The organism is Eleftheria terrae, from assembly GCF_030419005.1.
Classification (GTDB): domain Bacteria; phylum Pseudomonadota; class Gammaproteobacteria; order Burkholderiales; family Burkholderiaceae_C; genus Caldimonas; species Caldimonas terrae.
On record NZ_CP106951.1, the window covers coordinates 5,285,721 to 5,299,454 of the forward strand.

Consider the following 13,734-nt stretch of genomic DNA (forward strand, 5'->3'; position numbering starts at 1 on the left):
ATGCAGGCAAGAAGAAAGGCCGCCACCGCGTGAGCGGGGCGGCCTTCGGGCCGGGCCCCGGGGCGCGCGATGCGCCCCGGGCGGCGGGCTTAGAGCAGCAGGTCTTGCTGCTTGTCGTCCAGCAGCTGCTGGGTGCGGTCCAGCAGGGCCAGGTGGTGCTCCAGCGTGCCGGCGTTGCTGCCGCCGGTGGTGGCATCGCTGCCGCTCGGCGCGCTGGCCAGCAGGTCGCTGCCCCGGTCGGCCAGCACCTCATGGGTGCCGACGCCCAGGTTGGCGCTGCTGTCGCTCGCCGCGTCCGCTGCGGCCGCTTGCGCTGCCGCGTCGGCCACCGCCGTCTCGCTACCGGCGGCCACCGGGGTGTTGCCGCCGGTCGAGCCGGTGTTGTCGCGCTGGAACCAGACGTCGGCCATCTGGTGCTGGCTGCCGTCGGCGGTGGTGTAGCTCGACACCAGGGCCAGCAGGTTGCCGTTGTCCTTCGCGTCGCTGGCGCTCGCGTTGAGGTCCAGCTCGACGATGCCCAGCTCCTGCAGCGTCTTCAGCTCGCCGGCGTCCGTGAAGGCGTCGCCGTCGGCGTCGACCCAGACCCGCAGCTGGCTGAAGCTGGCGTCGGCGGCCGAGAGGGTGCCGTCGCCGTTGCTGTCTTCCAGCCGCATGGCGGCGTAGCCGTCACCCGCGCGCTGGCCGGAGGCCGTCTGCGTGGCGGTACCGAACAGTTCGCGGCCGTCGTTGATGACGCCGTCGCCGTTGCGGTCCATCACCAGCAGGCCGTCCTTCGACGAAGCCCAGCCCACCGAGGTGACGTTGCCGGTGGCGTTCAGGTCGAACATCGCGCCGCTGCCGACAGCCACCGTCTTCACGCCGTCCCCGTTCAGGTCCAGCACGATCGGCGAGGCCGAGATCAGCGCATCCAGCTGGCTGCCGCTCATCGCGCCGAGTTGCGTCGTGGTGAAGGCGGAGGCCTGGTCCATCGTCAGCGCCGCCAGGTCAGCCGTCTCGAAGGCGACGATCTGGGCGGTGGTGAAGGCCTGGATGTCGGCCGTCTGCAACCCGACCACCTGCTCGGTCGTCAGCGCCGCCACATCCGCCGTGGCCAGGGCCACGATGTGCGCCGTGGTCAGGGCCGCGATCTGGCCGGTGGTGAGCGCCGCCACGTGGGTGGTGGTCAGGGCGTCGATCGAGGCGGTGGACAGCGCCGCGATGTTCGCCGTGCTCAGGGCCTCGACGTCCGCGGTGCCGAGTGCCGCGATGTGCGCAGTCGTGAGCGCCGCCGCCTGGGCCGTGCTCAAGGCGTGGAAGTCAGCGGTTTCCAGCGCCACCACCTGGGTCGTGCTGAAGGCCGCGATGTGCGCCGTCGTCAGGGCGCCCACCTGGGCGGTCGTCAGCGCCATCACCTGGGCGGTGTCGAGCGCGGCGATGTCGCCGGTGGCCAGGGCGGTGACCTGCGCCGTCGTCAGTGCGGCGACGTCCGCGGTCTGCAGGGCCGCCACCTGGGTGGTGGTGAGGGCCACCACCTGGGCGGTCGTCAGCGCCGCGACCTGGTTGGCACCCAGCGCCACCACATGGGCGGTGCTGAGGGCCGCGATGGCCGAGGTGCTCAGGGCCTGCAGTTCCGCCGTCTCGAAGGCCGCCACCTGGCCGGTGCCGAGCGCTGCCACCTGGGCGGTGGACAGGGCCGCGGCATGCGCGGTGGTGAGGGCCCGCACGTCGGCAGTCTCCATCGCTGCCACCTGGGTGGTGGTCAGCGCCGCCACCTGCGCCGTGCTGAGGACGGCCACCTGGGCCGTGCTCAGGCCCGCCACTTGCGTGGTGGACAGGGCCGCGACGTCGGTGGTGCTCAGGGCCGGCACCTGGGCGGTGGTGAGGGCGGCCACCTGGGCGGTGGACATCGCCGCCACATGGGCCGTCGACAGTGCCGCCACCTGGCCGGTGACGAGGGCCGCCACCTGCGAGGTGCCGAGGGCCGCCACTTGCGTGGTGGTCAGGGCGGCGACGTTGGCGGTGGTCAGGGCGCGCAGGTCAGCCGTCTCGATGGCGGCGATCTGCGAGGTGCCCATCGCGACCAGCTGGGCGCTGCTCAGGGCCGCGGCATGGGCCGTGGTCAGGGCGGCGACGTCAGTGGTCTGCAGGGCCGCGACCTGGGTCGTGCCGAGGGCGGCGACCTGGGCCGTGGTCAGCGCTGCGACGTGGGCCGTGGTCAGCGCGGCCACCTGGGCGGTGGTCAGCGCGGCGACGTCCTCGGTCTGCATCACGGCCACCTGGGTGTTGGTCAGGGCCGCCACGCCGGTGGTGCCGAGGGCCACCACCTGGGCGGTGGTCAGGGCCACCACCTGCTGGGTGCCGAGCGCCGCCACCTGCTGCGTGCCGAAGGCCGCCACTTGCGTGGTGGTCAGGGCCGCGATGTTGGCCGTGCCGATGGACCGCAGCTCGGCCGCTTCGATCGCAGCGATCTGCGAGGTGCCCATCGCCACCAGCTGGGCGCTGGAGAGCGCGGCCACCTGGGCGGTGGTGAGCGACTGCACGTCGGCGGTCTGCAGGGCGGCCACTTGCGTGGTCGTCATCGCAGCCAGCTGGCTGGTGGCCAGGGCCGCCACCTGTGCGGTGCCCAGGGCCACCACTTGCGCGGTGGTCAGGGCAGCGATGTTGCCGGTGGTCAGGGACCGCAGGTCAGCCGTGTCGAGGGCCGCCACCTGGGCCGTGCTCATCGCCACCAGCTGGGCGCTGGAGAGCGCGGCAGCCTGGGCGGTGGTCAGGGCCAGGATGTCGGCCGTTTCCAGAGCCGCCACCTGGGTGGTGCTCATCGCGGCCAGCTGGTGGGTGCCGAGGGCCGCCACCTGCGTGGTGCCCAGGGCCGCCACTTGCGTGGTGGTGAGGGCGGCCACGTTGGCGGTGGTCAGGGCGCGCAGGTCGGCCGTGTCGATCGCAGCGACCTGTGCGGTGCTCATCGCCACCAGCTGGGCGCTGCTCAGTGCCGCGGCCTGGGCCGTGGTCAGGGCGGCGACGTCATGGGTCTGCAGGGCGGCCACTTGCGTGGTCGTCAGCGCAGCCAGCTGGGTGGTGCCGAGCGAGGCCACCTGGCCGGTGGTCAGCGCCACCACTTGGGTCGTGGTCAGGGCCGCGACGTCGGTGGTGTTGAGCGCGGCCACCTGGGCGGTGGTGAGCGCAGCGACCTGGTGGGTGCCGAGGGCCACCGCCTGGGCGGTGGTCAGCACATTGACCTGGCCGGTCGTCAGGGCCGCGACTTGCGCGGTGCCGAGGGCGGCCACTTGCGTGGTCGTCAGGGCGGCGACGTTGGCGGTGGTCAGGGCACGCAGGTCGGCCGTGTCGATGGCGGCGACCTGGCTGGTGCCCATCGCCACCAGCTGGGCGCTGGAGAGCGCGGCAGCCTGGGCGGTGGTCAGGGCCTGCACGTCAGCGGTCTGCAGGGCGGCCACTTGCGTGGTGCTCATCGCAGCCAGCTGGTGGGTGCCGAGGGCCGCCACCTGGGCGGTGCCCAGGGCCACCACTTGCGTGGTGGTGAGGGCCGCCACATTGGCGGTGGTCAGGGCACGCAGGTCGGCCGTCTCGATGGCGGCGACCTGTGCGGTGCTCATCGCCACCAGCTGGGCGCTGCTCAGGGCCGCGGCGTGGGCCGTGGTCAGGGCGGCGACGTCATTGGTCTGCAGGGCGGCCACTTGCGTGGTCGTCAGCGCAGCCAGCTGGGTGGTGCCGAGGGCTCCGACCTGGGCAGTGGTCAGCGCCACCACCTGGGTCGTGGTCAGGGCCGCGACGTCGGTGGTGTTGAGCGCGGCCACCTGGGCGGTGGTGAGCGCAGCGACTTGGTGGGTGCCGAGGGCCACCGCCTGGGCGGTGGACAGCACGTTGACCTGGCCGGTCGTCAGGGCCGCGACTTGCGCGGTGCCGAGGGCGGCCACTTGCGTGGTCGTCAGGGCGGCGACGTTGGCGGTGGTCAGGGCACGCAGGTCGGCCGTGTCGATGGCGGCGACCTGGTTGGTGCCCATCGCCACCAGCTGGGCGCTGGAGAGCGCGGCAGCCTGGGCGGTGGTCAGGGCCTGCACGTCAGCGGTCTGCAGGGCGGCCACTTGCGTGGTGCTCATCGCAGCCAGCTGGTGGGTGCCGAGGGCAGCCACCTGGGCGGTGTCCAGGGCCACGACTTGCGTGGTGGTCAGGGCGGCGACGTTGGCGGTGGTCAGGGCACGCAGGTCAGCCGTCTCGATGGCGGCGACCTGTGCGGTGCCCATCGCGACCAGCTGGGCGCTGCTCAGGGCCGCGGCATGGGCCGTGGTCAGGGCGGCGACGTCATTGGTCTGCAGGGCGGCCACTTGCGTGGTCGTCAGCGCGGCGACCTGGGTCGTGCCGAGGGCTCCGACCTGGGCAGTGGTCAGCGCCACCACCTGGGTCGTGGTCAGGGCCGCGACGTCGGTGGTGTTGAGCGCGGCCACCTGGGCGGTGGTGAGCGCAGCGACCTGGTGGGTGCCGAGGGCCACCGCCTGGGCGGTGGACAGCACGTTGACCTGGCCGGTCGTCAGGGCCGCGACTTGCGCGGTGCCGAGGGCAGCCACTTGCGTGGTCGTCAGGGCGGCGACGTTGGCGGTGGTCAGGGCACGCAGGTCGGCCGTGTCGATGGCGGCGACCTGGTTGGTGCCCATCGCCACCAGCTGGGCGCTGGAGAGCGCGGCAGCCTGGGCGGTGGTCAGGGCCTGCACGTCAGCGGTCTGCAGGGCGGCCACTTGCGTGGTCGTCATCGCAGCCAGCTGGCTGGTGGCCAGGGCTGCCACCTGGGCGGTGCCCAGGGCCACCACTTGCGTGGTGGTGAGGGCCGCCACATTGGCGGTGGTCAAGGCACGCAGGTCGGCCGTGTCGATGGCGGCGACCTGTGCGGTGCTCATCGCGACCAGCTGGGCGCTGCTCAGGGCCGCGGCGTGGGCCGTGGTCAGGGCGGCGACGTCATTGGTCTGCAGGGCGGCCACTTGCGTGGTCGTCAGCGCAGCCAGCTGGGTGGTGCCGAGCGAGGCCACCTGGCCGGTGGTCAGCGCCACCACTTGGGTCGTGGTCAGGGCCGCGACGTCGGTGGTGTTGAGCGCGGCCACCTGGGCGGTGGTGAGCGCAGCGACCTGGTGGGTGCCGAGGGCCACCGCCTGGGCGGTGGTCAGCACATTGACCTGGCCGGTCGTCAGGGCCGCGACTTGCGCGGTGCCGAGGGCGGCCACTTGCGTGGTCGTCAGGGCCGCGACGTTGGCGGTGGTCAGGGCGCGCAGGTCGGCCGTGTCGATCGCGGCGACCTGGGCGGTGCCCATGGCCACCAGCTGCGCGCTGCTCAGGGCGGCGGCATGGGCGGTGGTCAGGGCGCGCACGTCGGTGGTCTCGATGGCGGCCACCTGGGTGGTGCTCATCGCCGCCAGCTGGTGGGTACCGAGGGCCGCGACTTGCGCGGTGCCGAGGGCGGCCACTTGCGTGGTCGTCAGGGCGGCGACGTTGGCGGTGGTCAGGGCACGCAGGTCGGCCGTCTCGATGGCGGCGACCTGCGCCGTGCCCATCGCGACCAGCTGGGCGCTGCTCAGCGCCGCTGCCTGGGTGGTGGTCAGGGCGGCGACGTCATTGGTCTGCAGGGCGGCCACTTGCGTGGTCGTCAGCGCAGCCAGCTGGGTGGTGCCGAGGGCGGCAACCTGGGCGCTGGTCAGCGCCACCACCTGGGTGGTGGACAGGGCCGCGACGTCGGTGGTGTTGAGCGCGGTGACCTGGCTGGTGGTGAGCGCAGCGACTTGGTTGGTGCCGAGGGCGGCCACCTGGGCCGTCGTCAGCACATTCACCTGGCCGGTGCTCAGCGCCGCGACTTGCGCGGTGCCGAGGGCGGCCACCTGCGTGGTCGTCAGGGCGGCGACGTTGGCGGTGGTCAGGGCGCGAAGATCGGCCGTCTGCAGCGCCGCCACCTGGGTGGTGCCGAGGGCGACCAGCTGGGCGCTGGACAGCGCGGCAGCGTGGGCGGTGGTCAGGGCCTGCACGTCGGCGGTCTGCAGGGCAGCGATCTGGGTCGTGCTCAGTGCGGCGACCTGGCCGGTGGTGAGGGCGGCGACCTGGGCCGTCGTCAGGGCCACCACCTGCTGGGTGGACAGCACGGCGAGGTCGGTGGTCTGCAGCGCGGCGGCCTGCGCGGTGGTGAACGCAGCGATCTGCTGGGTGCCAAGGGCGCTGACCTGGGCGGTGCTCAGGCCGGCGACCTGGCCGGTGCTCAGGCTGGCGATCTGCGCGGTGCTGAAGGCAGCCACCTGCGTGGTGCTCAGGGCCGCGATGCTGGCCGAGCTCAGGGCCAGCAGGTCGGCGCTCTCAAGGGCGTTCAGCTGGGCGCTGCTCAGTGCCTGCAGCTGCGCGCTGGAGAGCGCGGCAGCCTGCACCGAGGTGAGGGCGCGGATGTCGGCCGTCTCGAGGGCAGCCACCTGCGTGGTGGTCAACGCGGCGACCTGGTGCGTGCCGAGGGCCGCCATCTGGGCGGTGCCCAGCGCAGCGATCGAGGTGGTCGACAGCGAGGCGATGTTGGCGGTCGTCAGGGCGCGCAGGTCGGCCGTCTCGATGGCGGCGATCTGGTTCGTGCCGAAGGCGGCCAGCTGGGCGCTCGACAACGAGGCGGCCTGCGTGGTCGTCAGCGCGGCGACGTCGGCCGTCTGCATCGCAGCGACCTGGGTGGTGCCGAGGGCGGCCAGCTGGGTGGTGCCAAGGGCGGCCACCTGGGCGGTGGTCAGCGCCACGATCTGGGCGGTGGAGAGCGCGGCCAGGTCGGTGGTGCCGACAGCTGCCACCTGCGAGGTGGTCAGTGCGGCCACCTGCTGGGTGCCGAGCGCGGCGGCTTGCGACGTCGTCAGCGCGGCGATCTGCTGCGTGGTGAGCGCGGCCACCTGGCTGGTGCCCAGGGCGGCGACGGCGGTGGTGGACAGCGAGGCGATGTTGGCGGTGGTCAGCGCACGCAGGTCGGCCGTCTCGATGGCGGCGACCTGGGCGGTGCTCAGCGCAGCGAGCTGGGCGCTCGACAGCGAGGCGGCTTGCGTGGTGGTCAGGGCGCGCAGGTCGGACGTCTGCAGGGCGGCGAACTGGGTCGTGCCCAGCGCGGCCAGCTGCGCCGTGCCAAGCGCGGCCACCTGGGCGGTGGTCAGCGCCACCACCTGCGTGGTGGTCAGGGCGGCCACGTCGGCGGTCTGCAGGGCCACGACCTGGGCGGTGGTCAGTGCAGCGACTTGGGTGGTGCCCAGCGCGGCCACTTGCGTGGTGCCCAGCGCCACCACTTGCTCGGTGGTGAGGGCGGCGACTTGTGCGGTACCCAGTGCGGTCAGCTGGGTCGTGCCCAGCGAAGCGATGTTGGCGGTGGTCAGCGCACGCAGGTCGGCCGTCTCGATGGCGACGACCTGGTGGGTGCCCAGGGCGGCCAGCTGGGCGCTGGACAGCGCGTTGGCTTGGGCGGTGGTCAGGGCCCGGATGTCGGCCGTTTCAATCGCGGCGACCTGGGTCGTGCCGAGCGCGGCCAGCTGCTGGGTGCCGAGCGCGGAAATCTGCGCGGTGCCCAGCGCGGCAATGGCCGTGGTGGACAGCGAGGCGATGTTGGCGGTCGTCAGCGCGCGCAGGTCAGCCGTCTCGATGGCGGCGATCTGGGCGGTGCCCAGGGCGGCCAGTTGGGCGCTGGACAGCGAGGCGGCCTGCGTCGTCGTCAGGGCCCGCACGTCGGCCGTCTGCAGGGCGGCGAACTGGGTCGTGCCAAGCGCGGCGACCTGCCCGGTGCTGAGGGCGGCCACCTGCGCCGTGGTCAGCGCGACGACCTGGGTGGTGGTCAGGGCCGCAATGTCAGCGGTCTGCAGCGAAGCGACCTGGCTGGTGGTCAGTGCCGCCACCTGGGTGGACGACAGCGAGGCCACTTGCGTGGTGCCGAGGGCAGCCAGCTGCTGGGTGCCGAGGGCGGCCACCTGGGCAGTGCCCAGCGCCGAGATCGCGGTGGTGGACAGCGAGGCGATGTTGGCGGTGGTGAGCGCGCGCAGGTCGGCGGTCTCGATCGCGGCAACCTGCGTGGTGCTCAGCGAGGCCAGCTGGGCGCTCGACAGCGCCGCGGCCTGCGCGGTCGTGAGTGCACGCACATCGGCCACCTCGAGGGCGGCCGTCTGGGTGGTGGTCAGTGCGGCGACCTGGCCGGTGGTGAGGGCGGCCACATGGGCGGTGCTGAGGGCCACCACCTGGTTGGTCGCCAGTGCGGCGAGGTCGGTCGTCTGCAGCGCGGCGACCTGGGCCGTGGTCAGCGAGGCGACCTGGCTGGCCGACAGGGTGGCGACCTGCGCGGTCGTCAGTGCCACGACCTGCTGGGTATTGAGGGCGCCCACTTGCGCCGTCGTCAGGGCCGCCACCTGGGTGGTGGACATCGCAGCGATGCCGCCGGTGGACAAGGCCCGCAGGTCGGCGGTTTCAAGCCCGGCCACCTGGGTGGTGCCGAGCGCCGCGATCTGCGCGGTGCCGAGGGCGGCCGCCTGGGCGGTGGTCAGGGCCCGCAGGTCGGCCACCTCGATGGCGGCGACCTGGGTGGTCGTCATCGCGGCCACCTGGTTGGTGCCCAGTGCGGCGACCTGCGCCGTGCCGAGCGCGACGATCTGCGTCGTGGTCAGCGCGGCGAGGTTGGCCGTCGAGAGGACGCGCAAGTCCACGGTCTCGATGGCCGCCACTTGTGCCGTCGTGAGGGCGGCGGCCTGCGCCGTCGAAAAGGCGGCCCAGTCCTCGGTGGTGAGGGACCGGATCGAGGTCGTGGACATGGCCGCGACCTGGGCCGTAGAGAGTGACGGAATCAACGAGGCCATTTAGCAATCCTCATGTTCTATTCAAAGGCGTGAGCACCCCGACCTCGCGGCAGGCGTGCGGAGCAGGATTCCTTGGCCGGCGGTCCGGCGCTTCGAAGCCCTGCTCCTACTGTTACTGACGAAAACCTTTACGGTATGAACGGCATATCGACGGGCCCTGCGAAAACTTGATCGCTGAAATCACGGCTCCATCAGCCGCTGCACTGCGCTCTTGACCGAAGCGTGCGAAACCACACGCTCGTCCAAGTGCCCTGCTGCGCCGGCCGGGAACCCCACGGTCGGGGAGCCTGCAGCACCACAGAGCGACCCCTGGCCCCCTCTGCTGAAGGCCCGCCACGCATGCCGGGCCCCGCGGTGCGCATTGCTGCACGACTTTTCCTGGTTCGAGGGCCCGGATGGCAGCGAGGCACGGCCGAACGGCGTCGGCCATGCCTTGGCGACGGCCTCCGCTGGGGGTCGCCCGCTCCAAGCCAGCCCGAGCAGCGCCGACCTGGCCAGAGGCAACGGCAACGGCACAGACACAGGCACAGGCACAGGCACAGGCACAGGCAGAGGCAGAGGCAGAGGCAGAGGCAGAGGCAGAGGCAGAGGCAGAGGCAGAGGCAGAGGCAGAGGCAGAGGAAGAAGTTGAGCCACAGCCACAGTGGCCGTCGCAGTCGAAGTTGCACCGGGTCGAAGTTGCCGGCAGCCGCATCGCCGCCACTGCCGAGCGGGCGACGCCCCTCGGGCCAGAAGGCGGAGCAGGGGGGTGGGTGCCTGCCTTTCACCGTCCAGCGACAGGCCTCCGCCTGGCGGGTGCCGCGAGGCAGCCGGACGGGTCGCGGCAGCGGGCTCCCTCATGTGGGGGTGCCGCAAAGGTCGATTTCCGGTGGCAGCGGGCAGGGCCCTTGGCTATCCTTCCGCCACTTTTTCCCCACTATCCCGGTGCTCCCTCATGCACGAGAAGCTGCTCGAACCGATCTCCGACCACGCCCCCTGCGGCGAGAACATGGCCTTCTCCTCCGAGTTCGATGCCATCCAGGAGATGCGCCGCGAGGACGATCCCAGCCTGGACCAGGGCGAGTGGGTGACCACCCTCAAGGTGGCCGACTGGCGCGGGGTGGAAGCGCTGTGCGGCCAGCTGCTCGCTTCGCGCACCAAGGACCTGCGGCTGGCGATGTGGTGGTGCGACGCTGCCGCCCGCAACCGCGGCTATGCCGGCCTGGCCGACGGCCTTGCACTGTGCGCTCGCCTGTGCCAGCGGTACTGGGCCGACATGTACCCCGAGCCGGACGACGGTGACTGGGACCAGCGCATCGGCAACCTCGGCTGGTTGCTGCAGCGGGTGGTGTACCTGGCGCCGATGCTGCCCGTCACCCAGGCGGCGGCTGGCACCTACAGCCTGCGTGACCAGGCTGCGGCCCGGGCGCTGCAGGGCCAGATCGACAAGCACCCGCAGGCGGCCGACCAACTCGCCGAAGGCAAGGTGACGCTCGAGGCCTGGCAGCGCGCGCAGCGCGACACGCCGCAGGCCTGGCTGCTGGAATGCCTGGCATCGGTGCGGGCCAGCGTCGCGGCACTGGCCGAGTTGCAGCAGGTGCTCGATGAACGCCTGGGTGACGAAGGCCCCGGTTTCGCGCCGGCTCGCGAGGCACTCGCCTCCACGCTGCACGAGGTCGAGCGCCTGGCGCGCGATTCCGGCGCACTCGCTGCGGCGCCCGGCGCACCGGCCGGCGCACCGGGCAACGCGCCCGTCGTGACGGGGCAGCCCGTCCCGACCGCCGGGTTGGGCGCGGCCGGGGGCCCCATTGCCTCGCGCGCACAGGCCTTGAACCAGCTGCGCGAGGTGGCGGAGTACTTCCGCCGCACCGAGCCGCACAGCCCGGTCGCCTATCTGGCCGACAAGGCGGCCCGCTGGGGCGAGATGCCGCTGCATGTGTGGTTGCGCGCGGTGCTGAAGGATGGCGGTTCGCTGTCGCAGATGGAAGAACTACTGGGGCTGGAAGGGCAGGACCAGGATCGCTGATGCGGCGCAATGCCGCCAAGGCGGCCACCGCCCGGCGTGTCATGCGCCACGTTCACCGACGAGGCGCCCGCGATGCCCGCCTGCATCCTCACGCCTGGCCATTCCAGGGACAACCCAGGGCTGTGAAAGGCGGCCAGCCTGCGCGGCGTGCAGCTTGAGCGCCCGCTGCAATGGCAGGTGCCGCCCTGCGGTGCGCGCCGCACATGCCGGTCGGGTATGCCGAGGCCTTGCCGGGCCCGCTGCTGGCGGGGCCACCCGGCGTGCACCTGCCGCCACTGCCCGAAGACGGTTGGGTGCGCTGCCCTGGCTTGATCAGCCGTGGCCCATGCGCCTCACCAGGTTGCGCGAGGTGCGCCGTTCGGCCTGGCCAGACGTCTTCGCGCCGCCCTAAGGCAGGAGCTCTCCGGCGGCCGGCGACCGCCGCGCCGGGCTGCTGCTTGACCGCAAGGACACGCTGCCGTCCTGGTCAGCGAGGCCGTCCGCCGGGGCAGGCGTTCTGCTGCTTCGTGCCCGACGAGCAGCTAGCTGTACAGGCGTTCCAGCCATGCGGCCCATCCTGTTCGGCAAGCCGTAGGCGGAACCCGTCATTGCCGGCAGGCCCAAGGAAGATGTAGCACTGCGCGCCTTCGTGCTGCCCGGCTGCGAGGCCGGGCAAGGACACCTCCCACGGGCCACGGTGCTGGACCTCCGCACCCGCGATGGCGGTGGACGGGCCCGAGTGAAGCAGGACGCCGGGTGGGGCGCCGGTCTCCATCACTGCGAGCGGCCGTCGGCGCCGGTGGGGCCGTGCCACAGGCCTCGTTGCAGGTCGGCTGACGCGGCACCGACCAGGCGCAGTCGCCGGGTGCAAGGCTCGCCGAGCGTACTGCTGGTGGGCATCGCCGCACGCACAAGCTTTTGTAAGTGTGCCGATGCAAGGCTTGCGCATCATCTGAAACCCTCTATGATGAAACGCAAGTCGCACACCTCAGTGCCGGCCACAGGGTCGGCACCCCGGCGCGATGAAACCCGCCCACCGTCTTTTTGATTTGGAGCCCATCTTGTTTGTCCTTCCCCACATGGTGTCCTTGCTGAACGGGTCGCGAGCGACCGGTTCGCGCCATGCCGCTTCGCTGAAGCGACGCATGGGCCGAGGTGTCGTGTGCGCAGGGGCAGGCCTGCAGGCACCGATCCACCCGCTGTCCCCGCCCGGGGCGCCCGGAGGCTGAGCCGCAGCAGCACTGCAGCTCGCTTCTCGACGGCCCGGTGTCCCCGGGCCGTTTGCTTTTCAGGAAGCTCATACGGCCCGCAGGCGTCAGCGCCCCGGGCCGTTTTTGTTGTTTCCGTCCACCACGCTCAAGGAGTCCGCCATGAAGAAGATCCAAGACACCCACACCTCCGTTGCCGCCGTTGCCGTTCAAGCCGGCGTACCGCTTTGGCGGTCATGCCGCAACGCACCGCACCGACGACCGGCGCCGCGTCATGCGGCTGTCGGCCTCCCTTCCTTGTTTGACCGCCCGGCGGTGGCGGCATCGGGGCATGCAGCCCTGATGCGCCTGCATCCGCCCAGTCCTTATTGATCTCCGGCGGTCTCCGGTCTTTCCTCGTGGCGAGCGTGACCGGAGAGCGCCTTGACGGAGCTGTCCATCATGTTGACGAGTTGCGATCCCGCGAAGCCGGCCTTGCTGCACGGCTCGCCCCTGCAGCACAACGGCTTGCTGCGCCGCGTGCTGGTGCGTTCCCTGCTGCTGGCAAGCGGGCTGCTGTCCCGCCTGGCCGAGCGGCTGCAGCCGGTGCCGGCCCTGGCTGCGGTGGCGGCACCCGATGTGGCGGCATGCGAAGCCATCGACCCGCTGGCGCACGACGCTGCCCAGGTCGAGTTCCATGCCGAGCCGGGCGATAGCCACGGCGCCTTGTATGTCGGGGGCAGGTTGGTGGCCTGGGTGCCGGGGGTGCGCCGCCTGTGAGCGGCACACCGACGCTGGCCCCCGCCATGCCCAGGGCCGTCCCGCGGGACGGCCCTTTTTTACGCCCTGCTGCCACCGGGTGGAGCAGGGGCCCTCATCCGCCCTGGGCGGGCGAGGCTCACTGGCTCACGCGAAACTCGATGCGGCGATTGCGTGCGCGGCCTTCGGCCGTCTGGTTGCTGGCCACCGGCCGGTCCGGTCCGGCGCCCGAGATGCCAATGCGCGCCGGATCGATCCCCTTGCTGCGCAGGTGCTCCCGCACCGCATCGGCCCGCGCCAGCGACAGCGCGATGTTGCCGTCACGGGCACCGAGCGCGTCGGTGTGGCCGATGATCTCGATCTTGCGGGCCGCCACCTTGGACAGGGCCGGCACCATCTCGTCGAGGATGCGCAGCCCCTCGGGCTTGAGCACCGAGCTGCCGGCCTCGAATTCGATGATGCGGTTGGCCAGCGCGTCGTCCACCAGGTTCTGCTCGCTGGCCGCCACCCGCAGGCCGTTGCGTATCGTGTAGGTCGGGTTCAGGCCGGTGGCGATGTTGCTGACGATCTGCTGCCGCTGCGATTCGTTGGCCACCTCGCCCTTCAGGTCGATGCTGTTGCCCTGGATCACCATCTGGCCCCGCGTGACCTGCTTCAGCTCGGGGCTCAGCATCTTCTGCACGACATAGTCCGACCACTTGGCCGGCGCCACCACCGGGCCGACCGAGATCTGGTCCACCACCCGCTCGCTGCCATACAGCTCGCGCAGCCGGGCCAGCACCACCGCGCGGGTGGCTTCGTCGGGAACGGTGCCGCTCACCACCACCTGGTTGGGCGCGGCCGACGTGCCGGTGATGACGGCGGGGGCCGGGGCCGGGTGGGCGGTGGCAGGCGTGGCGGCTTGCTGGGCGGCCGCGGCGAGCGGCAGCAGCGCGGCGGCCAGCAGGGCCGGCCGCAAAAGGGTCGCTAGGTGCAATGTCATGTG

General features: G+C 72.0%; 5 protein-coding genes. 3 read left to right on the forward strand and 2 right to left on the reverse strand.

From position 1 onward, the window contains the following. Nucleotides 1-89: 89 nt before the first annotated feature. A complete protein-coding gene (locus N7L95_RS23780) occupies nt 90-8,774 on the reverse strand; it encodes a beta strand repeat-containing protein (protein ID WP_301257713.1) in 8,685 nt (2,894 codons plus the stop codon). A 979-nt stretch (nt 8,775-9,753) separates the two neighbouring features. On the opposite strand from N7L95_RS23780, the gene tssA reads away from it, so the two are divergent. The 3 genes from tssA (at nt 9,754) to N7L95_RS23795 (ending at nt 12,770) form a co-directional block, all read left to right on the forward strand. Then, nucleotides 9,754-10,824 (forward strand): type VI secretion system protein TssA, encoded by a 1,071-nt coding sequence (tssA, locus tag N7L95_RS23785; protein ID WP_301257714.1) that lies wholly within the window; start codon nt 9,754-9,756, stop codon nt 10,822-10,824. A gap of 1,349 nt (nt 10,825-12,173) precedes the next feature. Then, nucleotides 12,174-12,383: a hypothetical protein gene (locus N7L95_RS23790; RefSeq protein WP_301257715.1), complete on the forward strand. Its 210-nt coding sequence runs from the start codon at nt 12,174-12,176 to the stop codon at nt 12,381-12,383. Nucleotides 12,384-12,434: 51 nt separating this feature from the next. Then, nucleotides 12,435-12,770: a hypothetical protein gene (locus N7L95_RS23795; RefSeq protein ID WP_301257716.1), complete on the forward strand. Its 336-nt coding sequence runs from the start codon at nt 12,435-12,437 to the stop codon at nt 12,768-12,770. Between the two features lie 118 nt (nt 12,771-12,888). Here the strand turns inward: N7L95_RS23795 and N7L95_RS23800 are convergent, their stop codons facing one another. After that, complete coding sequence (locus N7L95_RS23800) at nt 12,889-13,731, reverse strand: OmpA family protein (RefSeq protein WP_301257717.1); 843 nt, start codon at nt 13,729-13,731, stop codon at nt 12,889-12,891. Nucleotides 13,732-13,734 lie beyond the last annotated feature (3 nt).